Annotated in this window: 23 protein-coding genes; 13 read left to right on the top strand and 10 right to left on the bottom strand. The window is 52.6% G+C overall.

The features are described from left to right. Positions 1-108: 108 nt before the first annotated feature. Positions 109-660, bottom strand: a complete 552-nt coding sequence (locus ACMGG1_RS10145) for an NAD(P)H nitroreductase (RefSeq protein ID WP_020827205.1) — start codon at positions 658-660, stop codon at positions 109-111. Between the two features lie 160 nt (positions 661-820). Between ACMGG1_RS10145 and sppA the strand changes: the two genes are divergently transcribed. From sppA to ACMGG1_RS10125, 4 genes are all read left to right on the top strand, one after another. Further along, complete coding sequence (gene sppA, locus ACMGG1_RS10140) at positions 821-2677, top strand: signal peptide peptidase SppA (RefSeq protein ID WP_020827206.1); 1857 nt, start codon at positions 821-823, stop codon at positions 2675-2677. A gap of 93 nt (positions 2678-2770) precedes the next feature. Next, positions 2771-3787 (top strand): asparaginase, encoded by a 1017-nt coding sequence (gene ansA / locus ACMGG1_RS10135; RefSeq protein WP_041415430.1) that lies wholly within the window; start codon positions 2771-2773, stop codon positions 3785-3787. Between the two features lie 24 nt (positions 3788-3811). Beyond that, positions 3812-4444, top strand: coding sequence for a bifunctional nicotinamidase/pyrazinamidase (gene pncA, locus ACMGG1_RS10130; RefSeq protein WP_413510114.1), 633 nt, complete (start codon positions 3812-3814; stop codon positions 4442-4444). A 231-nt stretch (positions 4445-4675) separates the two neighbouring features. Continuing rightward, entirely contained in the window at positions 4676-5956 is a 1281-nt protein-coding gene (locus ACMGG1_RS10125; protein ID WP_201896319.1) for a glycoside hydrolase family 18 protein, read from the top strand. A 38-nt stretch (positions 5957-5994) separates the two neighbouring features. Here the strand turns inward: ACMGG1_RS10125 and ACMGG1_RS10120 are convergent, their stop codons facing one another. After that, positions 5995-6267 carry a YeaC family protein gene (locus ACMGG1_RS10120; protein WP_020827210.1) on the bottom strand — a complete coding sequence of 91 codons (273 nt, stop codon included), beginning with the start codon at positions 6265-6267 and terminating at the stop codon, positions 5995-5997. Between the two features lie 65 nt (positions 6268-6332). Further along, positions 6333-6746, bottom strand: coding sequence for a peptide-methionine (R)-S-oxide reductase MsrB (gene msrB / locus ACMGG1_RS10115; RefSeq protein ID WP_020827211.1), 414 nt, complete (start codon positions 6744-6746; stop codon positions 6333-6335). A gap of 348 nt (positions 6747-7094) precedes the next feature. Between msrB and gapA the strand changes: the two genes are divergently transcribed. Together gapA and ACMGG1_RS10105 are read left to right on the top strand one after the other, a co-directional pair. After that, entirely contained in the window at positions 7095-8090 is a 996-nt protein-coding gene (gapA, locus tag ACMGG1_RS10110) for a glyceraldehyde-3-phosphate dehydrogenase (RefSeq protein ID WP_012145453.1), read from the top strand. Between the two features lie 80 nt (positions 8091-8170). Beyond that, positions 8171-9046 carry a D-hexose-6-phosphate mutarotase gene (locus ACMGG1_RS10105; RefSeq protein WP_020827212.1) on the top strand — a complete coding sequence of 292 codons (876 nt, stop codon included), beginning with the start codon at positions 8171-8173 and terminating at the stop codon, positions 9044-9046. Between the two features lie 115 nt (positions 9047-9161). On the opposite strand, the gene ACMGG1_RS10100 is transcribed toward ACMGG1_RS10105, so the two are convergent. Next, positions 9162-9926: a MipA/OmpV family protein gene (locus ACMGG1_RS10100; protein ID WP_130015429.1), complete on the bottom strand. Its 765-nt coding sequence runs from the start codon at positions 9924-9926 to the stop codon at positions 9162-9164. A 108-nt stretch (positions 9927-10034) separates the two neighbouring features. Then, complete coding sequence (locus ACMGG1_RS10095) at positions 10035-10274, bottom strand: hypothetical protein (RefSeq protein ID WP_414161343.1); 240 nt, start codon at positions 10272-10274, stop codon at positions 10035-10037. An 82-nt stretch (positions 10275-10356) separates the two neighbouring features. Here ACMGG1_RS10095 and yeaG point away from each other — a divergent pair, with 82 nt between their 5' ends. Together yeaG and ACMGG1_RS10085 are read left to right on the top strand one after the other, a co-directional pair. Then, positions 10357-12291: a protein kinase YeaG gene (gene yeaG / locus ACMGG1_RS10090; RefSeq protein WP_020827214.1), complete on the top strand. Its 1935-nt coding sequence runs from the start codon at positions 10357-10359 to the stop codon at positions 12289-12291. A gap of 189 nt (positions 12292-12480) precedes the next feature. Then, positions 12481-13749 carry a YeaH/YhbH family protein gene (locus ACMGG1_RS10085; RefSeq protein ID WP_020827215.1) on the top strand — a complete coding sequence of 423 codons (1269 nt, stop codon included), beginning with the start codon at positions 12481-12483 and terminating at the stop codon, positions 13747-13749. Between the two features lie 30 nt (positions 13750-13779). Here the strand turns inward: ACMGG1_RS10085 and ACMGG1_RS10080 are convergent, their stop codons facing one another. Beyond that, a complete protein-coding gene (locus ACMGG1_RS10080) occupies positions 13780-14259 on the bottom strand; it encodes a GNAT family N-acetyltransferase (protein WP_240504876.1) in 480 nt (159 codons plus the stop codon). Positions 14260-14873: 614 nt separating this feature from the next. Between ACMGG1_RS10080 and ACMGG1_RS10075 the strand changes: the two genes are divergently transcribed. Further along, positions 14874-15446, top strand: a complete 573-nt coding sequence (locus ACMGG1_RS10075; protein ID WP_128864696.1) for a type 1 glutamine amidotransferase family protein — start codon at positions 14874-14876, stop codon at positions 15444-15446. 99 nt (positions 15447-15545) lie between these two features. Here the strand turns inward: ACMGG1_RS10075 and ACMGG1_RS10070 are convergent, their stop codons facing one another. Together ACMGG1_RS10070 and ACMGG1_RS10065 are read right to left on the bottom strand one after the other, a co-directional pair. Then, positions 15546-16235 (bottom strand): alpha/beta hydrolase, encoded by a 690-nt coding sequence (locus tag ACMGG1_RS10070; RefSeq protein WP_128864697.1) that lies wholly within the window; start codon positions 16233-16235, stop codon positions 15546-15548. Positions 16236-16754: 519 nt separating this feature from the next. Beyond that, the gene (locus ACMGG1_RS10065; protein ID WP_020827220.1) at positions 16755-16913 is read right to left on the bottom strand and encodes a YqaE/Pmp3 family membrane protein; all 159 of its coding nucleotides are present in this window, start codon (positions 16911-16913) and stop codon (positions 16755-16757) included. Between the two features lie 223 nt (positions 16914-17136). Between ACMGG1_RS10065 and ACMGG1_RS10060 the strand changes: the two genes are divergently transcribed. Then, positions 17137-17313 carry a GhoT/OrtT family toxin gene (locus ACMGG1_RS10060; RefSeq protein WP_020827221.1) on the top strand — a complete coding sequence of 59 codons (177 nt, stop codon included), beginning with the start codon at positions 17137-17139 and terminating at the stop codon, positions 17311-17313. Between the two features lie 55 nt (positions 17314-17368). Here ACMGG1_RS10060 and ACMGG1_RS10055 read toward each other — a convergent pair whose 3' ends face one another. Next, positions 17369-19486, bottom strand: a complete 2118-nt coding sequence (locus ACMGG1_RS10055) for a TonB-dependent siderophore receptor (RefSeq protein WP_414161342.1) — start codon at positions 19484-19486, stop codon at positions 17369-17371. Between the two features lie 438 nt (positions 19487-19924). Further along, the gene (locus ACMGG1_RS10050) at positions 19925-20218 is read right to left on the bottom strand and encodes a hypothetical protein (protein ID WP_130015432.1); all 294 of its coding nucleotides are present in this window, start codon (positions 20216-20218) and stop codon (positions 19925-19927) included. Positions 20219-20388: 170 nt separating this feature from the next. Here ACMGG1_RS10050 and ACMGG1_RS10045 point away from each other — a divergent pair, with 170 nt between their 5' ends. The 3 genes from ACMGG1_RS10045 (at position 20389) to ACMGG1_RS10035 (ending at position 22795) form a co-directional block, all read left to right on the top strand. Next, entirely contained in the window at positions 20389-20871 is a 483-nt protein-coding gene (locus ACMGG1_RS10045) for a hypothetical protein (RefSeq protein ID WP_122079535.1), read from the top strand. Between the two features lie 318 nt (positions 20872-21189). After that, a complete protein-coding gene (locus tag ACMGG1_RS10040; RefSeq protein ID WP_128864699.1) occupies positions 21190-21999 on the top strand; it encodes an ABC transporter ATP-binding protein in 810 nt (269 codons plus the stop codon). A gap of 4 nt (positions 22000-22003) precedes the next feature. Then, positions 22004-22795 carry an ABC transporter ATP-binding protein gene (locus ACMGG1_RS10035; protein ID WP_414161341.1) on the top strand — a complete coding sequence of 264 codons (792 nt, stop codon included), beginning with the start codon at positions 22004-22006 and terminating at the stop codon, positions 22793-22795. Positions 22796-22806 lie beyond the last annotated feature (11 nt).

Raw genomic sequence — 22806 nt, 5'->3', positions numbered from 1 at the left:
CGAGGGGAATGGTAAGAGCGGGCTGTCGATAACCGAACAGCCTGCTCAGAAACAACACAGAATGGCGGGATTTAACGCATTTTTGCGGCAACCCTGCGCCGGAGTTTATTAGAAGTAGCTGACGAACGGCGTGCTGTCCGGTGCGACAACTTTGGTTGCGGCTTTCAACTGAGGAGTCCCCAAATACAGGAAGCCAACAATTTCGTCCTGCTCACGGCAGCCAAAGGCTTCGCGAACCAGAGGATGTTCGGTCCAGGCCCCGGTACGCCAGATGCCGTTGAAACCTTGCGCCAGCGCGGCCATCTGCATCGCCTGTACCGCACAACCGGCAGAAACTACCTGCTCCCAGCGCGGCACCTTGGTTTCTTCGGTGCAATGCGCCACTACGGTGATGATCAGCGGTGCACGGAACGGCGCTTTTGTCGCCTTCTCAATAGCCGCTTCGTCCATTTCGTCCTGCTTTGCAGCAGCTTGTAACAATTGGCTGAAGCGCTCCAGGCCCTGGTTTTCAATCATCACGAAACGCCATGGCTGCAATGCGCCGTGGTCGGGTGCCCGCAGGCCCGCGTTGATGATATTTTGACGAGCCTCATTGGTGGGCGCAGGCTCGGCGAGGCGTGAGGCCGAACGGCGGTTCAGTAAAAGATCCAGTGCATCCATCGTAAACTCCTGATAACAATTTTCATTACGATCACGTTAACATAGCTAAACGGCGAGTGACAGCGTCGGTAATACCCTCTGTGACACACGATTTAAAGCTGACATTTCCTCGGCCGCTCATTAGGATAGCGGAACATTCTCGACTCTTGCTGGAGAGCACATGCGCACATTGTGGCAAATCATTGCCGGCGTTTTCAGGTGGACATGGCGTCTGCTGAACTTTATCAGGGAACTGATCCTTAATCTGTTCCTGGTGTTGCTGATCCTGGTTGGGGTTGGCATCTATCTTTCATTCCAGAGCGCAACCACCCCTGCCGTGCCTACTCGCGGTGCGTTACTGGTGGACTTGAGCGGCGTGGTCGTTGACCAACCTTCGATGAACAACAAAGTGCGCCAATGGGGCCGTGAACTGCTGGGTGCGTCCAGTAACCGTCTGCAGGAAAACTCCCTGTTTGACGTGGTTGACAGCATCCGCAAAGCCAAGGACGACAAAAACATTACCGGTATGGTATTGCAGTTAAATGATTTTGCCGGTGCCGATCAACCTTCGCTGCAATACATCGGCAAGGCGCTGCGGGAATTCCGCGACAGCGGGAAACCGATTTTCGCCATTGGCGACAGCTATAACCAGACGCAATACTATCTGGCCAGCTACGCCAACAAGGTTTATCTGTCGCCACAGGGCGCCGTCGATCTGCACGGTTTCGCCACCAACAATCTTTACTACAAATCCCTGTTGGAGAAACTCAAGGTCACCACCAATATCTTCCGCGTGGGCACCTATAAATCTGCGGTAGAACCGCTGATCCGTGACGATATGTCACCGGCCGCCCGTGAGGCCGACAGCCGCTGGATTGGCGGGCTGTGGCAGAACTACCTGGATACGGTAGCCGCCAACCGTCAGATCACCGCGCAGCAACTGTTCCCCGGTGCGGCGGGCGTGTTGACCGGCTTGCAGGCCGCCGGTGGCGATACCGCCAAGTACGCGCTGGACAATAAACTGGTGGATGAGCTGGCTTCCCGCACCGTCATTGAGAACCAACTGATCAAGACTTTCGGTTGGGACAAGCAGGCGAACGATTTCAACGCCACCAGCATCTATGACTATCAGCCAAAAGCGGCGCCAGATCAGGGAGGCAAAATTGCCGTGATCTTCGCCAACGGCGCGATCATGGACGGCCCGCAGACGCCAGGCACCGTTGGGGGTGACACCACCGCCGCGGAACTGCGTCAGGCACGACTGGATCCGGCGATCAAAGCGGTTATCTTCCGGGTTAACAGCCCAGGGGGCAGCGTCAGCGCTTCTGAAGTGATCCGCTCCGAACTGGCCGCAGTACGCGCCGCCGGAAAACCAGTGGTGGTTTCCATGGGCGGTATGGCGGCATCGGGCGGTTATTGGGTCTCTACCCCGGCGGACTACATCATCGCCAGCCCGAGCACCCTCACCGGCTCTATCGGCATCTTCGGGGTGATCAACACCTATGAGCAGACGCTGGACAGCATTGGCGTGCATACCGACGGTGTGGCCACCTCGCCGCTGGCGGATCTGGCGGTGACCAAGGCGCTGCCACCAGAGTTCTCGCAGATGATGCAGTTGAACATCGAGAAAGGTTATCAAAACTTTATCGATCTGGTCGCCAAGGCCCGCAAAATGACGCCGCAGCAGGTTGACCAAATTGCTCAGGGGCACGTGTGGTTGGGCAGCGATGCCAAAACCAACGGTCTGGTCGATCAGTTGGGCGATTTTGACGACGCGGTGAAAAAAGCGGCCGAACTGGCGCAGTTGAAACAATGGCAGCTTAACTGGTTTGTCGATACGCCAAGCCTGACCGACATGGTACTCAGCCAGTTTGGCGTGTCTATTCACGCCATGCTGCCGGCAGCCATTCAGTCAATGCTGCCTGCGCCGCTGGCGTCGGTAGCCATGGCGGTGAAAGAACAGCCGGGTTTGTTCAACAACCTGAACGATCCGCAAAACCGCTATGCCATCTGTTTGACCTGCGGAGAAGTCCGCTAACAAATTAATCCTCAGCCCGGCACCCGCCGGGCTTTTTTTCTGCGCTTATCCCCCTATAATTCAGCCCATCATATTTCTGTTAAAACAATGACCATGCAAAAGAAATCGATTTACGTCGCTTATACCGGCGGTACCATCGGCATGCAACGCTCCGATCACGGCTACATCCCGGTGTCCGGTCACCTGCAGCGCCAACTAGCCTTGATGCCTGAGTTTCACCGGCCGGAGATGCCGGACTTCACCATTCATGAATATGCGCCGCTGATCGATTCCTCCGATATGACGCCGGAAGACTGGCAGCATATCGCCGACGACATCAAAAAGAATTACCACCTCTATGATGGCTTCGTGATCCTGCACGGTACCGACACCATGGCCTTCACTGCTTCGGCCCTGTCGTTCATGCTGGAAAACCTGGCCAAGCCGGTGATCGTCACCGGTTCGCAAATTCCTCTGGCTGAACTGCGTTCCGACGGTCAAACCAACCTGCTGAACGCGCTGTACCTGGCCGCCAACCATCCGGTGAATGAAGTCAGTCTGTTCTTCAACAACAAACTGTTCCGCGGCAACCGCACCACCAAGGCGCACGCTGACGGATTCGACGCCTTTGCCTCGCCTAACCTGCCGCCACTGCTGGAAGCAGGGATCCATATCCGTCGCCAGAACGGTATCGACAGCCCGGTCTGCAACGGTGAGCTGAAAGTGCATGACATTACCCCGCAGCCGATCGGTGTGGTGACGATTTACCCAGGGATCTCCGGCGCGGTAGTCCGCAACTTTTTGCTGCAACCGGTGAAAGCCTTGATCCTGCGCTCTTACGGCGTGGGCAACGCACCGCAAAAAGCGGAGCTGGTTGATGAATTGCGCGACGCTTCCGAACGCGGCATTGTGGTCGTGAACCTGACCCAGTGCATCTCCGGTCGGGTGAATATGGAAGGCTACGCCACCGGTAACGCGCTGGCCCATGCCGGGGTCATCAGCGGTTTCGACATGACGGTGGAAGCCGCCTTGACCAAGCTGCATTATTTGCTGAGCCAACCGCTGACGCCGGAGCAAATCCGCAGCCAGATGCAGCAAGACTTGCGCGGTGAACTAAGCATCAGTGGTTAACCCTAACCCCAAGACGGAGTCGCGATGAAAACAGCCCTGCTGCTAATCGATTTGCAAAACGATTTTTGCCCCGGCGGCGCACTGGCGGTGACAGACGGCGATGCCGTGATCGCCGTAGCCAATCGGGCAATAGAGGCCTGCAACGCGCGGGGCGAGCCTGTGGTCGCCAGCCAGGACTGGCATCCTGCCAATCACCGTAGCTTTGCGGTCAACGCCAACGCGCAGGTGGGTACGCTGGGCGAACTGGAGGGGTTGCCGCAGGTGTGGTGGCCGGTGCACTGCGTACAGGAAAGCCCAGGTGCCGAGCTTCATCCGCAATTAAACCAACGGGATATCGTCGCCGTATTCCGTAAAGGTCAAAATACGGATATCGACAGCTACAGCGCCTTCTTCGACAACGGGCATCGCTCACGCACCGAGTTGGACCGCTGGTTGAAAGCTCATGACGTGAGCCATTTGGCCGTGATGGGGCTGGCAACCGACTACTGCGTCAAATTCAGCGTCCTGGATGCTCTCGCGCTGGGATACCAGACCTCGATAATTACCGACGGTTGTCGCGGCGTTAATTTGCAACCTGGTGACAGTCAGGAAGCCCTTCAGGCCATGCAGCAGGCTGGTGCAAAACTCGTTACCCTGTCACAATTCATCGACCGATAATGCGTCGGGTGCTGATGGCACCCGCCCATTCCCCCACCGACAAATCTCGACATCGCTCACATTCCGACCATTCTCCTGTGATGACATCTTGTTCGCGTGCAGCACATTTGCTGTTATGACCGCTGATGCCTTGGCATCAATCAGTTATACGCATCCGGGGCCCATTGAGCCCGGCTTTATGTTACCGCCTGAGGCGGTTTCGGGTCGGCCTTGCCGACCAAAGGAGATAATATGGTTTTCACCCGTAAACTGCTGCCTTTGCTGGTGGCGGTGCAGTTTGGTATGGCTGGTGCCGGCATGGCGCATGCCGCCTCTTACCTCTCCGTCGGTTATTTCAACGGCGGGGGTGACGTTACCGCCGGTCCAGGCGGTGACATCAACAAGCTGGACGTCACGCAAATCACCCACCTCAATTACTCCTTCGGCCTGATCTACAACGATGAGAAAGACGAATCCAATCCGGCGCTAAAAGACCCGGCTCGCCTGCACCAGATTTATCTGTCACCTAAAGTGATGGCCGATCTGAAGCTGCTGCCGGTATTGCGTAAACAGAATCCGGAGTTGAAAGTGCTGCTGTCCGTCGGCGGTTGGGGGGCTCGCGGTTTTTCTGGTGCGGCGGCAACGCCAGAGAGCCGGAGCGTATTTATCCGTTCGGTGCTGGACGTCATCAAGCAGTACCAACTGGACGGCATCGATCTCGACTGGGAGTACCCGGTTAACGGCGCCTGGGGGCTGGTCGAAAGCCAACCGGCGGACCGGGCCAACTTCACAGTGCTGCTGAAAGAACTGCATAGCGCCCTGAATAAAAATAAATTGCTGACCATCGCCGTGGGTGCCAACGTCAAAAGTCCGCAGGAATGGGTGGACGTCAAAGGTATTGCGCCCTACCTCGATTACATCAACCTGATGACCTACGACATGGCGTACGGCACTCAGTATTTCAACTCCAATCTGTATGATTCCAAACAGTGGCCGACCGTCGCGGCGGCCGATCGCTACAGCGCCAATTTTGTCGTGGATAACTATTTGGCCGCTGGACTTAAACCGGCGCAGTTAAATCTGGGCATCGGTTTTTATGGTCGGGTACCCAAACGCGCCACTGAGCCCGGCATCGACTGGGATAAAGCCGACGCAGAGAAAAACCCTGTCACCCAACCCTATTTCACCGCGCGCGAAACCGCCGTCTTCAAATCACTGGGGTTGGACCTGACCAAAGACAGCTACTTCAAATATAACGATATCGTCAGCAAGCTGTTAAACGATCCACAGCGGCGCTTCAGCGCCCATTGGGACAGCGATGCCCAGGTTCCCTATCTGACGATGAAATCCGCCGAGGGCAAACCTTTATTCGCCATTTCGTACGAGAACCCGCGCTCGGTTGAGCTGAAGGCTGACTACATCAAAAGCAAGGGATTGGGGGGCGCGATGTTCTGGGAATATGGCGCAGACGACAATAACCGGCTCGCGCATCAACTGGCGGAATCGCTGGGGATCAACGGCGGGAAAGGATAAACCCACGGGGCGATGTCACTATCGCCCCGTTATTCGATTTACTGCGGTTTCAGCTTAGCCAAGGGTTCAGCGATAAACTGCTGTTTCAGCTCTTGCTTGCTCTTCATCACAATCTGGCCGTCGGTGCCGATACTCATGTGTTGCGGATCGGCATTGTGCAACGACTGCCACAGCATGACCGCCTGCAGGCTGTTTTCTTTCTGTTCCGGAGTCAGGGCTACGCCATCCGGCCACTTGCCCAGCTCAACGGCCAATACCAGCCGTTGATAGATTTCCGGCGTCATGGCGGCAATCAGGTCTTTCACATCCATCAGGGCCTTTCCTTACTCATGCAAGAATAATTAGCTGAATCGATTTTTCTAACAACGCACTAGCTCTAGCCAGCCGTTTTCTCACCGTTCTCACCGTCGGTAAAACTGAGCGACGCCGAGTTAACGCAAAAACGCTCGCCGGTCGGCTGCGGGCCGTCGGGGAAGACGTGGCCCAAATGCGCGTCACAGTGACCACAGCGGATCTCAACGCGATGCATATTATGTGAGTTATCATCAAGATAACGAATCGCATCGTCAGATACCGGCTGATAGAAGCTCGGCCAACCGCAGCCGGAGTCGTACTTGCTGTCTGAGTAGAACAGCGGGTGGTTGCAGCACAGGCAATGGTACACGCCCTCGCGTTTGTTGTGCAGCAATTTGCCGGAATACGGCGCCTCGGTACCACGTTCCTGAGTCACATAACGTTGGATTTCATTCAGTTCCGTGGCCGGATGGTCAGGGGTTGTCTCTTTAGCCATTTGTGCGTTTCTCTGAATGTGGATAATGTCAACGAAAACAATGAGTAATAATAACAAAAAATTAACAACACTGCAGCGCTTTTTGGCCTAAACTGTAGCCCATAAAGGTCACGTCGCGGCAATATGTGATACCGATCACATATCTTATATGGACTGACTTTATACTTGGCGGTTTGACCCCATATTACGGATGAGGCCGAACGCAAACGGAACGTGCAATAAGCGCTCAAACCAGGCTGCGAGGTTTGATTTGCAGCAAGTATTGACACGATTCCGCTTGACGCTTGGTAAGGTTTTTGTAATTTTACAGGCAACCTTTTATTCACTAACAAATAGCTGGTGGAATATATGACTATCAAAGTAGGTATCAACGGTTTTGGCCGTATCGGTCGCATTGTTTTTCGTGCTGCTCAAGAACGTTCTGACATCGAAATCGTTGCAATCAACGACCTGTTAGACGCAGAGTACATGGCTTACATGCTGAAATATGACTCTACTCACGGCCGCTTCAACGGCACTGTAGAAGTTAAAGACGGCCACCTGGTTGTTAACGGCAAAACCATCCGTTGTACCTCAGAAAGAGATCCGGCTAACCTGAAGTGGAACGAAGTCAACGTTGACGTCGTTGCAGAAGCAACTGGCCTGTTCCTGACTGACGAAACTGCACGTAAACACATCGCTGCAGGCGCTAAGAAAGTTGTTCTGACTGGCCCATCCAAAGACGACACCCCAATGTTCGTTATGGGTGTGAACCACAAATCTTACGCTGGTCAGGAAATCGTTTCTAACGCTTCTTGTACCACCAACTGCCTGGCACCACTGGCTAAAGTTATCAACGACAAGTTCGGCATCGTTGAAGCGCTGATGACCACCGTGCATGCAACTACCGCAACTCAGAAAACCGTTGATGGCCCGTCTCACAAAGACTGGCGCGGCGGCCGCGGCGCATCTCAAAACATCATCCCTTCTTCTACCGGTGCTGCTAAAGCAGTAGGTAAAGTTATCCCAGAACTGAACGGCAAACTGACCGGTATGGCGTTCCGCGTTCCTACCCCGAACGTTTCTGTGGTTGACCTGACTGCTCGTCTGGCAAAACCAGCTTCTTACAAAGAAATCTGTGCTGCTATCAAAGCTGCATCTGAAGGCGAGCTGAAAGGCGTGCTGGGCTACACCGAAGACGAAGTGGTTTCTACCGATTTCAACGGCGAAACTCTGACTTCCGTATTCGATGCCAAAGCCGGTATCGCTCTGAGCGACACCTTCGTGAAACTGGTTTCTTGGTACGATAACGAAACTGGTTACTCCAACAAGGTTCTGGATCTGATCGCTCACATCTCCAAATAATGGATTGATGCCAAGCTGATGATGAGGGCGACATTTTTGTCGCCCTTTTTTTGTTTCTACGGCGAACAAAAGGCCAACCGATGAACGAAAAAATTTTCACCCTACCCGTTACTCAGCAAATTTCTCCTTATATCAGCCAACGGCAACTCGACGAACTGCCCGTGGTGGTGGTTTCCCACCCGAAAGTGCGTGCGGCTATCACGCTGCAAGGCGCGCATCTGTTGGCCTGGCAACCCAGCGGTGAAAAGCCGGTCATTTGGCTGAGCAACAACACGCCATTTAAAAAAGGCAATGCTATCCGCGGCGGCGTCCCCATTTGCTGGCCCTGGTTTGGTCCGGTGGCAAAACCTTCGCACGGTTTCGCCCGCAATCAGCCCTGGAGTCTGACGGCGCATGATGAAGATGATAACGGCGTCATTCTGACCTTCACGCTGAAAGACAATGAGCAAACCCGTAGCCTGTGGCCACACGCCTTTACGCTGATTGCCCGCTTCAAGCTAGGCGAAGAGTGTGAGATAGAGCTGGAGTCCCACGGTGATTATCAGGCCACTGCGGCGCTGCATAGCTACTTCCAGATCGGGGACATTGAACAGGTTAAGGTAGCCGGGCTCGGCGTGCCTTATATCGATAAAGTCGCTGGGGGCGCCGAAGCCAAACAGACCGGTGACGTGACCTTCGTTGGCCAGACCGATCGGGTTTATACCCAGCCGGAGGCCTTTAGCCTGATAAAAGATGCGGCGCTCCAACGCACCATTGAGGTTCATCACCATCACATGAGTGATGTGATTGCCTGGAACCCTGGCGTAGAGCTTTCTTGCAGCATGGCGGACATGCCTAACGACGGGTATAAAACCATGGTTTGCGTGGAAACCGGCCGCGTCAGCAAACCGCTGATCGCAGCAGGGGAACAACCGGCACGGCTGGCAGTGACCTTCCGCACCCGCAAGAACGCGTGATCGCAGCAGGGGCGGTGAAAACGCCTGCCCTGCATCATTGCACTACAGATGTGCAAAAGGGGCGCCAGCGCCCCTTTATGATGCCTACATTGCACTTTTTTTGTGCATTCGCTTTTTAGAAGCTGTAGCTCACACCCGTCATTAACACCCCGGTGTAAGATTTATCCACCATCGGGCTGTCTTTCACTTCATCAGACAGTTTGATGTAACGCCCCATAAAGAAGGCATTCCAGTCTTTGTTGATCTTGTAGTTGGCGCTCAGCTCAACGTAAGGTGCCCAGCTGTCGCTTGGCGTATAGCTGTCCAGACCGCTGCGGCGAGATTCGTTATCGCTAACGCCGTAGTAGTATTTGTTCTGGTTTTTGCTGCTCCACGTCACACCCACACCCGGCACCAAGGTGAAGGCGTCCAGCTCAAACTTGTACAGATAGGCGAAGTCACCAATCATGCCGTTGCTGTAATCCAGGGTATCACCGGTAAAGGTGGTACGCAGGATGCCCCAATCAGCATTATGCGTATAAGCCAGACCGGCCATCAACGTGCCGCGACGCTTGTTCAACTTCTTCATGCGATCGTCGTCACTGTCACCCGGACGGTAGCCCAACGGTGAGTAGTAACCCATCAGACTCAGTTGGTTTTCCTGATCTTTCCACAGGTAATAACCGGCGGTCAGGGTACGGAAGTAGAAGTCATCCCCTTCATAGTTGATGACGGGTACCGGATACACGCGGTCCTGATAGCCACGATACGGATCCGGGCTAACCAGCGCGGAAGCACCGAGTGACCAGGTCCCAGCCTGAGCACTTTGCGCACAAACCATTGCGGAAGCGATAATTGCTAGCGTTTTGAGTTGAAAAATCTTCACTGGTTCTTTTTCCATAAATAACAGAGTTAATAGCTGGCTTAGTTTATGTGAAATTGTCGTTACGCGCCTAATCTTTACAATAGAAAACAACCAAGATCGAATAACTTAGAATAGAAATATGAATTAATCATGGCGGAACAGTGACGTTTTTTGCCGCAGGCCGCGCCAGACAAGGCATTTGGCTATCTCTGTCATAACTGAGTCATTGATATGACTTAAAAAAAGCTTTTTACCACGCAGGAAATTTTCTGGTATGCAAACTAAGCTTAAATCAGAAGGTGAATGAATCCTGAGCCCAGTGGCAATACAGCGCAACTCGCGATAATAAGCGCACCAAGTTGGCATACGGGTTGCTGTACTCAAGGATAACTTCTTCTTTCGGGGGCCAAAACACAATCATCAGCTCCCTTTAACCTGTGCTAATAACGAAAGGACGGGCATCGCCATGAACATATTTGACCACTATCGCCAGCGCTACGAAGCTGCCAAGGACGAAGAGTTCACACTGCAGGAATTTCTTACCATCTGCCGGCAAGATCGCAGTGCATATGCCAATGCGGCAGAACGTCTACTCATGGCTATCGGTGAACCAGTTATGGTGGATACCGCGCTTGAGTCGCGTATGTCTCGCCTGTTCTCCAACCGCGTGATCGCACGCTATCCGGCATTCGAAGAGTTCTACGGTATGGAAGAAGCTATCGAACAGATAGTCTCTTACCTGAAACATGCCGCTCAGGGCCTCGAAGAGAAGAAACAAATTCTTTATCTGTTGGGCCCCGTCGGCGGCGGTAAATCATCGCTGGCAGAACGCCTGAAGGCGCTGATGCAACGCGTGCCCATTTATACCCTGAGCGCCAATGGCGAACGCAGCCCGGTAAACGACCACCCGCTGTGCCTTTTCAATCCGCAGGAAGATGCCACTATTCTGGAAAAAGAATATAACATTCCGAATCGTTACCTCGGCACCATCATGTCCCCTTGGGCGGCAAAACGCCTGCATGAATTTGGCGGCGACATCACCAAATTCAAAGTGGTCAAGGTGCGTCCGTCCATCCTGGAACAGATCGCCATCGCCAAGACGGAACCGGGTGACGAGAACAACCAGGATATCTCCGCGCTGGTCGGCAAGGTCGATATTCGCAAGCTGGAAAACCACGCACAAAACGATCCGGATGCCTATGGTTATTCCGGCGCCCTGTGCCGTGCCAACCAGGGGATTATGGAGTTCGTGGAGATGTTCAAAGCGCCGATCAAGGTGCTGCATCCTCTGCTGACCGCCACCCAGGAAGGTAACTACAACGGTACCGAAGGGATCTCTGCCCTGCCGTTCAGCGGCATTATTCTGGCGCACTCCAACGAATCCGAATGGGTGACCTTCCGTAACAACAAAAACAACGAGGCCTTCCTCGACCGCGTTTACATCGTCAAGGTGCCTTACTGCCTGCGAGTCTCGGAAGAGATCAAAATCTACGACAAACTCCTGGATCACAGCGAACTGACCCATGCGCCGTGCGCCCCTGGCACGCTGGAAACCTTGGCGCGCTTTACCGTGCTCTCACGCATGAAAGAACCGGAAAACTCCAGCATCTACTCGAAGATGCGCGTCTATGACGGCGAAAGCCTGAAGGATACCGATCCGAAAGCCAAGTCGTACCAGGAATACCGCGACTACGCCGGGGTCGATGAAGGCATGAACGGCCTGTCCACCCGCTTCGCATTTAAAATTCTGTCGCGGGTGTTCAACTTTGATCACGCAGAGGTCGCCGCTAACCCGGTTCACCTGTTCTATGTGTTGGAACAGCAGATCGAACGTGAGCAATTCCCGCAAGATCTGGCAGAGAAATACCTGGAGCACCTGAAAGGCTATCTGATCCCGAAATACGCCGAATTTATCGGCAAAGAGATCCAGACGGCTTATCTGGAATCTTACTCGGAATACGGTCAGAACATTTTTGACCGCTACGTGACCTATGCAGACTTCTGGATCCAGGATCAAGAGTACCGTGATCCGGACACCGGCCAGCTGTTCGATCGCGAGTCCCTGAACGCTGAACTGGAGAAAATCGAGAAACCGGCCGGCATCAGCAACCCGAAAGATTTCCGCAACGAAATAGTCAACTTCGTGCTGCGCGCCCGTGCTAACAATAGTGGCCGTAACCCTAACTGGACCAGCTATGAGAAGCTGCGTACCGTGATCGAGAAGAAAATGTTCTCGAACACCGAAGAGTTACTGCCGGTGATTTCCTTTAACGCAAAAACCTCAACGGATGAGCAGAAAAAACACGACGACTTCGTCGACCGTATGATGGAGAAAGGCTACACCCGCAAACAGGTTCGTCTGCTGTGTGAATGGTATCTGCGGGTCAGAAAGTCTTCGTAACGTCTAATGAGAATTAGCGTCATGGAGATGGCGTATACCCAAAATAATTGGCGTTGCATCAAGGCGGTAAGAGCGCTTATCCCGATGAGCTTACTCTGGTAAGTGATTCGGGTAAGTGAACGCAACCAACACAGAGGCAACGGCAAGTATAACGAGTATAGAAAGTTGGCAACGTCGTTTGGGGGAAGTATGGCCTATTTCATTGACCGACGGCTTAACGGCAAAAACAAGAGCATGGTTAACCGCCAACGCTTCTTGCGCCGCTACAAGTCGCAAATCAAACAGTCGATTGCCGAAGCCATCAACAAGCGTTCGGTCACCGACGTAGACAGTGGGGAGTCCGTCTCGATCCCCGCTGGCGACATCAACGAACCTATGTTTCATCAGGGTCGCGGTGGCACACGCCACCGCGTTCATCCGGGCAATGACCACTTTGTGCAGAATGACCGCGTCGAACGCCCTCAGGGTGGCGGCGGTGGCGGCGGCGGTCAGGGCAATGCCAGCCAGGATGGTGAAGGCGAAGACGAGTTTGTTTTCCAGATATCCAAGGACGAGTATCTCGACCTGCTGTTTGAAGATCTGGCGCTGCCGAACCTGAAAAAGAATCAGTATAAGCAGCTCACCGAGTACAAAACCCATCGGGCCGGTTACACCGCCAACGGCGTGCCGGCCAATATCAGCGTGGTGCGTTCGTTGCAAAACTCGCTGGCGCGCCGCACTGCCATGACCGCAGGAAAACGTCGCGCTTTGCATGAGTTGGAAGACGAACTCACCCAGATGGAAAACACCGAGCCGGTGCAACTGCTGGAAGAGGAACGACTGCGCAAGGAAATTGCCGAACTGAGAAAGAAAATCGAAAGCGTGCCATTTATCGACACCTTTGATTTACGCTATAAGAACTATGAGCGCCGACCGGAGCCTTCCAGCCAGGCGGTGATGTTCTGCCTGATGGACGTGTCCGGCTCCATGGATCAGGCCACCAAGGATATGGCCAAGCGTTTCTATATTCTGCTCTATCTGTTCCTGAGCCGAACCTATAAAAACGTCGAGGTGGTGTATATACGCCACCATACCCAAGCGAAGGAAGTGGATGAGCAGGAGTTCTTCTACTCGCAGGAGACTGGCGGCACCATTGTGTCCAGCGCATTAAAACTGATGAATGAAGTGGTTGAGGAACGTTACGATCCGGCGCAATGGAACATCTACGCCGCGCAGGCGTCGGATGGCGACAACTGGGCCGATGACTCGCCGCTGTGCCACGAACTGCTGGCGAAAAAGCTGCTGCCGATGGTTCGCTACTACAGCTACATTGAAATCACCCGCCGCGCCCACCAGACGCTGTGGCGCGAATACGAGGACCTGCAGGCAAAATTCGAAAACTTTGCCATGCAGCATATCCGCGAACCGGACGATATTTACCCGGTATTCCGCGAACTTTTCCACAAGCAGACCGTATAATTACACATAAATTCATTTTAAATCAGCCGGTTAACTCTGTTTTCCGGCTGTTTTTTTAACCGGTAAAAAGAAAACCACTTCAGGATCCTGCTCATCAAGATTATCAATACGGCCACTCTCAATAAATCCGGCCTTCGACAGTAGCTTTATCATCGGTAAATTCGAGCTATTGGTTGAGGTAAAAAGTTTTGGACGCATGCAGATCGATTTAAAATATTCGATAAATTTTAACCCCACCTCTTTACGCCTCATCAGGTTGCCAACCATAAGAATTTCTATAAATCCACTGTCGTAAAAGTGATAGTGCAATACGCCGTAAGCCACGACCATGCCCTCAATTTCGGCTACGTGGCAGACACCAGCCTCGCACCACTCGCCGATCTGAGCATAGCGACGTGGGTCCTGTGATGCCAAGGTATCAATGTCAATCAATAGGTTAGCATCCGTTACTGTTGCCAGGCGAAAAATCAATTTCGGCTCCCCGTTATTTTTGTGGTTAGTGAGCATCATCCGCTGAGGTAATTCCTAATTACGTTTTTACCCATTGCGCTAATTAGGAATATTCCTATTTAATGAATAGCCAAATTGCCATCTCAGGTGAATGCTATGGAATTACTTCCCTTCGCAATCATCGTCGTTTTGATCGCAGTTGTCGTATTTTCCTTTGTCATGTATTTGCGACAAAGACGAATAAGTACTTTCAACGCCAAGCGGAAACGACGTTAGGACGCCCTCACACAAGGAAGTGGTTCAACAATCCCCTATTAGCCACAGCCTCACCCTATCCCCTCCGGCTGGCTTTATCATCGAACCGATACCCAGCGTTTTTTCTGAGGATATTCTGATACCTGCATCATTACAGATTTTCTGCTTGTCGCTGAAATTCAGGTGCGCTACTGTCGCCATCTGGAGACACACACCATCACATAACCAGAACAACATCCAGTTTGTCGCTATCATCCCTTGATCCCGCCGCTGCGCGGGATTTTTTTATGCGTCCGAAAAGCCAAAAGTATCAAGCCCTGCGTCCTGCTGCCAGAAACTGACAGTGGCTGCCATTACACTTTGCCTTCCTGCAGGAGACACCTCTTGCCCTTGTTCAACACAGAGGGAAATCGCCGCCAATGACGCGCATTGTGACCATTCTTACCGATAATTTCTCTGATTGGGAAACTGCCCTGATCAACTCTACTTGCCGCGGCTATTACGGTTTCGATACTCGTTTTGCCTCCCCCAATGGCGCCCCTGTCATTTCCTCCGGCGGCATGCACGTGACCCCCAATATGGCGCTCGAGGCTATCCAACTGAGCGAGACAGATCTGTTGATCCTATGCGGAGGCACGGTATGGCGAACCGATCAGGCCCCAGATATCGCTGGGATGGTAGCGGAGGCCCACAGCAAAAACATCGTCGTCGCCGCCATTTGCGATGGAACCCGCGTTTTGGCACAGGCGGGCATACTTGATCATCTTCGCCACACCTCCAATTCCGCTGAGAATTTATCGCAGCTTAACTACGGCGGAGCTGAATATTATCAGGATGTGCCCTATGCCGTAGCCGACCAGCGCGTGGTAACCGCCCCCGGTAGCGCACCGGTCAGTTTTATGGCGGAGATCCTGGATATGTTAGGGGTTAGCGATAACAACCTTAAAACCTACCTGGCCATGCACGCCGCTGAACACAGCAAACCAATTTAGTCCCGTTGGTTTCAGCCGAGTCAAACACGGCCCCCGCCCCCACTTTTCAGCATAAAAAAGCCCCGCAAGTTGGACGGGGCTCCATCTAATAGAAATGCCTTATAAGCCGTTGGCAGCTTCATCTATCAAAGCGGCGATTTCTTTCGGATGCGAAGCAAGAGAAGCGTGGCTGGCGTCCAGCGTAATCACCTTTTTGGCCTGCAAACGCGCAGACATTCGCTGCTGGTTTTCGGGGGCTATCATCCGGTCATTGCTGGAGATTTGGTACCAGGAAGGTTTGTGTTTCCACGCCGGCTCAGCGATCGTATTGCCGAAGGTGCTGGCCAACGGCGCCTTTTGCGTTACCGCCATCACCAATGCCTCATCAGCAGGCAGATCCTGACAGAAGCTTTCGTGGAACTTGTCTGTCTTAATCCATAAATAGCCGTCGCTGTCCGGCGCCAGGTTCGCCGCCGCAATTGGCGGATGTTGCTGGGTAATGCCTCCGGGGCTTTCGCCGGCGTCCGGTGCGAAGGCGGCGATATACACCAATCCCACCACGTTGGGTTGATTGCCCATTTCACTGAGCACCGCGCCACCATAAGAATGGCCGACCAACAGCACCGGCCCCTGCTGCTGCGCCACCATCTTGCGCGTACGTTCAGCATCGTCTGCCAGCGATGTCAGCGGCATTTCAACCGCGTGAATCGAGTGATATCCCTTGTGCGATAATTCGGTAATGACTTTGCTCCAGTGCGCTGCACCGCCCCAAAATCCGTGGACCAGGACTACGGTAGGTTTTGCCTTCATTACAAGATTCCTTCTTTCGCGTGGAGACGCTACACCAAACTTGAGCGTCCGCACTGTTCACTTCCAGCACCCTCTGGCTCAAGCCCAAACGTCTTTATATACCCCCTTGTATATAGTTCACATCAAGAGTTTCCAGCAATAGCTACGAATAGTTAATCGAGATCGAAGCTCTTCTGATTCACCCACCAGCTCACGCCATTCTCCAAATATCAGTCGCCATAGGAGTAGCGTTCGCCAGTGCAACAAGATTAAAACTAGGATTTATACCTATAACGATCTAAAATCCCATGAAAAAACAAAGAGAAGTATTTTCAACAATATCAATAGGGAATTTTTACGTGAAGGAAATGATCTCCATTCTTTTTATCGTAAGCCTGCTGGCGACGCTTTTTTCGTGGTTATTTGTTTATAGCCTCAATATTCATTAACGCCGTGCGAGAATAAAAAAACCCCGGCATGCGCTGATGCCAGGGTTATCAAAGCCACACTATAGCCGTCCAGGTTTTACAACCACGGTGACTACTGTTTCGTCTGGATCCAGAATGCGTGGATCAGCCCCGGGAAGTAGCCAAACAAGGTGAGGATAATATTGAGGATAAACGCGCCGCCTATACCTTTATCCAGCAGTACGCCCAGCGGTGGCAGGATGATGGTAAATACGATTCTCCAAAAACTCATAATAGCGCCTCATTTTGTTCCATAAGCCACCAACATATTATATCTGCTTAACATTTTCAAATCTCACCCAGCAAATCGGTCTTCAACGTGGCATGAAAAATGCGTATAGCCACAGCAATTGTGTTGATACCTGCCTAAATTGAAGAAACAATTAATAAGCATTGATTATGTGGGGTTAAGCCCTTAAAATTTGTAACTTAACAATACAACTGGGTAAGGTTTCATGTCGTCGCTGTGGGTTGCAACACAATACTTTTATTTGATTGGCTTGGTAGTTTCTATGATTTTCACCTACCTGGTCAGCCGGGATACCATAAAAATTCGTTTTCTCAGTGCCTTAACGATTGGTTTAACCTGGCCCCTGAGCCTACCGGTAGTGTTGATGTTCTCCTTGTTCTGACGCTGCAGAAACCACCCCGTCAAACGCTGACGGGGCGATAGCACCGCCTACTACATCAAAAATCGTACCCAACCGTCGCCACCACGGAGCGTTCTGCGCCCCAGTAGCAATAGCCGGTCCCATAGCAGGCCGCGACATATTTCCTGTCAGTCAGGTTATTCACATTCAGTTGCACATAGGCACCTTTCAACGACGGATTCACCCTGTCCAAATTCATCCGCACCGAGGCATCCAACAGCGTAACGGAAGGGATCCTCAACGTATTTTCGTTATCGGCCCATTGCTTGCCGATGTAACGCGCCCCAGCACCAAGATCCACACCGTATGAGGTGGCATATTTGCCCCACAGTGAAGCCATTTGGTTCGGTGCGAGATACGGTGTGTTGCCGTCGTTGCCATCAATGGCATCTTTGAATTTCACTTTATTGTAGGTATAGCCTGCGATCAGATCGAAGCGTTCGGTGATCTTGCTGCGGGCCTCCAGCTCAAGCCCCTGAGAATGCACCTTGCCGGCCGGCAGGTAATAGCTTTGCTGCACCACGCGGTTAGCCACGTCTTTCTGCGTCAGGTCATACAGCGCCACGCTGTATATCGAGGAACTGCCTGGTGGCTGGTACTTCAGGCCCACCTCATACTGCTCGCTGGTGCTGGGTTTCAGCATATGGCCGTTTTGATCGGGCAATGCCTCCGGGGTAACTGCGGTGCTATAACTGACGTAAGGCGAGAAACCGTTATCAAAGCGGTACAACAGTGAGCCGCGGCCGCTAAAATTGTCGTCGGTGCGGGCATCGCTGGTGCCGGTGTTGAGCACCGTATTTTTAGATTCGATACGGTCGAAGCGCCCTGACAGATTCAGATACCAATTCTGTAAGCTGATTTCATCCTGCAGATAAACGCCGGTCTGCTCATAACGACGTCGGGAATCGGTATGCGTCAGGTTGGTTAATGCGTCACCGCCGGACACGCCGGTGTAAGGATTAAGCTGCGAAGCTCCCGCAGACTCATCCCACAGATTATTACGCAGGCGCTGGTAATCCAAACCCAGCATCACCTTATGATCCAGCGGCCCGGTAGCAAAATCGGCTTCCAGTTGGTTATCAACGGCGAAGGCATCCAGCGAGGTGGCCGAACCGCTGTAATAGCGATTCAACAGGCTGTGATCGTCATTCCAGCCAATCTGGTACACCTGCTGTAATTCAACATTGGAGTGGGTGTAACTGGCGTTCTGGCGGAATGACCAAACGTCGTTAAAGCTGTGCGAGAAAGCGTAGCTGTAAATCTGTTCCCAACGTTTGAACACATTGCGGCTGCTCTCGCCATCAAAGAAGCCACGCCCCAGCTTGTCACCGGAACTGGAATAGAGGCTGCCATCTGCCGGTACCGCACTGTGATAACCGCCTGAGGGATCTTTTTGCAGATAAGCTTTCAGCAGCAGCGAAGTATTTTCATCCGGCTGCCACAGTAATGACGGTGAAATGGCATAGCGTTCCTCACGTTGATGGTCATACATGGTTTCGCTGCTGCGCGTCATCCCGGTCAACCGATAAGCCCACTGTTCCGACAGCGCGCCGGTCACATCGAAAGCGCCACCCTGGGTGTTGTTATTGCCTGCCATCAGGTTAACGTGCCCTTCCGTGGCAAACTGGGGTCGCTTGGAGGTCAAAGCGACCAATCCGCCCGGAATGCTTTGCCCGTACATGACCGATGAAGGCCCTTTGATAACGTCGATGCGTTCCAGGAACCAGGGGTCAACCTGCAAGGCATTATAGGTGCCGCCGTCACTCAATAACCGCAGACCATCAAGGAAGGTGTTATTAACGTCGCCACCGTGAAAACCACGTAACGCAATGGTGTCATAGCGCGTTGCACCACCGGCGAAGTTAGTGAAAACACCAGGTGTATATTTCAGGGCATCGTTAACCGTTTGAGTATTCTGGTCGGTCATTTGTTGGCGCGTCACCACCGAAACGGACTGTGCAGTCAGGATCAAGGGTTTATCGGTTTTGGTCGCCCCCAGGCTGGTCGTAGCTTGATAGCCGTGCGTCGCTGCTTCCGCCGTATCCGCGGGTTTAGCAGTGACAACCAGTGTATCCTCAGCGAAAGACACCAGCGGCAGGAACATCGCAAACGCACACAAAACCCGTGACCGTTTGACAGGAAAAATCATCGGCATACCTGTAATCCCCAGTAAAAATCATTAAATGACACCCAAAAGCCCCCCTGTCAGCAGCGCTGGCTGACAACTTGCTCAGATGTTCAATCGGTGTGTTGAATGTAAACAAAGTGAAATATTAATGATAATTATTATCTTTATCGATAGTGAATTTCAAGCATCAGGCAACTTTTAATAAGCAAACAAAGCGTTCTGTTCAGCCCGCAAGCACATAAACCAGAAAGCGTTTATGCATATGAAAAAAAGACAAAAAAAAGCCAGCTCCAGGCTGGCAAGAAAACGGGATGTCATATGAACCCTGTCAGGCCAGACGAGCGGAGCGCATAAGGAGACAACCCTTCACCTCTCAACTGGCAACCAATAATGATAACGACTATCATTATCCTTTACGAACGAATTTCTATCTACAACTTTCTGCCGTTACGTCTCGATTGGCGTTCAACGAGAACGTTTAATGAACCAACCATGCAAACGGCCAGCCACCAGCAAAATACCACCAAGCAGAACATTCGCCATTACCCACAGCGTTAATATGTATATAAAAGTCTGGTAGAGTGGAATTCCCCGTGCGGCGGAAAAGGGATTAATGTGCCAAATCCGAATAATAAAGAAGGGATTTAGGTTAAACCATTGGCAAAATATAGCGACCAACAGCGGCGGCAGAAAAAAATAAAATCCCAGCGTAGCTATCAGCAAGCACAGAGCGAAGCGCTCGTTTTTATACTCTTTCATATCAATGAATTACCATTATAATTCGGCTGCAGCAAGCTTGAGCATGACGTTTTGAACAGACCCGATAGACCCCGAATAGTTCCCACTTTAAGGTAAAATAAAGCCTGTCTGGCGTTTAAATTTCATTTAGTTTTTTGGTGTTATAACGCTAGTCAGCTCAGGAGGCTCCAATGATACCGGACGATCGCCCTATCCCGCCAAACCGCAAAAAACTTAAAATCATCTTTGGTTGGTATATATATACCGTTTATGCGTTGCTGATCTTTAATATTTATCTGGCAGTATATAACGGCTGTGTCAGGCACCCGATTGAAGCGCCACTGATCTCAGCGTGCCACAGCCTGTTCATCGCGTTTATGCTTTACCACGTGTTGAAAAAACGCACCTATTTCGCTTGGGTCATGCTGGCTTACTATATCCTGATGCGCTTGTATTACGCCAACCTGCTGCACATCGAGTTTACTCTCTGGAGCCGTGGGCTGGTGTTCATTCTGCTGACGCTGCTGCTGGCGGGCACAGTCTCTGTCGGCCAGCTCGCGACACCGCCGCTGCGCCAAGATTGGCTGGCTAACCTGGGGTGGAGACAATGGGCTACCTTAGCCGTTCTGTCGGGGGTGCTGACGCCGTTAATTACCACCGATTATTTAGGCTGACGGCCAGCATCTAACGGGGGATATGGGGTTCCGAGATATCAACCAGACGGCAGACCTTGGTGTAGTTATTTGATTTTTCACATATTTTATCAGTGACAAATACGCCAAGGTAGCTCAGCACCAGCAAATAACCGGCCATGCATAAAATGAAAATAAGCGTTCTCACCGATAGGACCAACCTGACAACAAAACCCTGACTATCATACCTTGCTTATCCCTGTTTAGACTATTTCAAAGTATTTCATTAATCCGCTGGTCATTTCAGAGGTCGAAATGTTATGTTATTACATACCACAATAAGCCAACACAGATGCATTAATGGAAAGCCAAACCCCGCCGTTACTTACCGTAGAACACCTGACGCTCTCACTGAACGCGGAGGTCAAGGTCCACGATCTGAGCTTCACTTTGCATGCAGGTGAACGTTTATGCCTGCTGGGCGCATCGGGTTCCGGCAAATCACTGACCGCCGCCGCCATTCTGGGCACGCTGCCGGTCGGAGCAACGGTTAGCGGTTCGATTCGACTGCAAGGGCGAGAAGTTAATGGTCTGCGTTTGCAACGGCGCAAAAACACTGAATTGGCAGCCATTTTTCAGGATCCTTTTACCAGCCTCAATCCCCTGACCACCGTGGGCCAGCAATTGACCCTGGCGCTACGCAGCCAAAATCCCCTGACGAAATGCCAGGCCCAGCACTGCGCCGCGGAATTACTGACAGCGTTGGGAATGTCGCCGGACAACGTTATGACGCGTTACCCCAATCAACTGTCCGGGGGCCAATGTCAGCGAATATGTGCAGCACTGGCCTTACTCGGTGAGAAAAGCCTGCTGATCGCAGATGAACCTACCACCGCTCTGGACATGGTCAGCCAGCATCAGCTGATTGATATCCTGAAAAGCTACACCGAACGCCCCAGCGCGCCGGCGTTACTGTTTATTACTCACGATCTGGCCGTTGCCGCCGGTCTGTGTCAACGTGCCATCGTGCTGGTGAACGGGGAAATGGCCGAACAGGGCTCCTTCGGCCGATTGTTACAGCACCCCCAGCATCCATACACCCAACAGCTGGTCGCCAGTGCTCAACGCCCGGCATTTAACCGGCCCCCATCACTGAGCCTGGCAGGGTAACGGCATGAACAATCTGCCCATGAGCGGGGAAATGCCCTTTATCAGCCTGCAGCAGGTCTGCCGACAATTTTCATCAGGGGCCGGTGGGTTACAACCTACCGATCTGAACCTGTACTCTGCACAACGCGTTGGATTAGTGGGCTGCTCCGGGGCCGGGAAATCAACGCTGCTTAAGCTGTTGCTGGCGCTCGAAACGGCGGACGCCGGTCATATCATGTGTCAGGGCAAGGAAATTCGCCCCGACCCGGTTCATAGATTGCGCTGGTACCGACGGTTAGTGCAGTACGTACCTCAGGACGCCCATGCTTCGCTGAACCCTCGCCACAGGGTAGCGGAACTAATTACCGCTCCCTTGCGCCAACTTGGTCCACGTCAGGATTGGGGTATCGCGGCCGAACGGGCTTTGCGACAGGTCGAATTGGATGAAAGCCTGCTGTATGTGCGCGCCGGGCAACTTTCCGGCGGGCAGGCGCAACGGGTAGCCCTGGCGCGTGCTATTGCGCTGAAACCCCGTTTTTTACTGGCCGATGAACCGGTCAGCGGCCTGGATTTGCCGCTGCGTCAGCAGATCATCGCCCTGCTCGACCAGATTGCCCGTCAGCAAAATATGGGCATGTTGCTTGTTTCCCACGATATTTCACTGGTTGCCGCCTTATGTCAGCGCACGCTGGTGATGGCGTCGGGCGTCATTGTGGAAGACCGCCCCACCCATGAACTGCTTCACGCCCCGAGGCATTCCGCTACCCGCCGTTTGATCGACGCCATTCCGCTGTTGCCGTCCTTTTTCCAGCACTAAAATTTTGAGGA

The sequence above is a fragment of the Serratia sp. BNK-12 genome (assembly GCF_047456085.1).
In the GTDB taxonomy this organism is placed as follows: domain Bacteria; phylum Pseudomonadota; class Gammaproteobacteria; order Enterobacterales; family Enterobacteriaceae; genus Serratia; species Serratia liquefaciens.
Note: the sequence above shows the minus strand (reverse complement) of the source record. Positions and strands in the feature narration are given on the sequence as shown.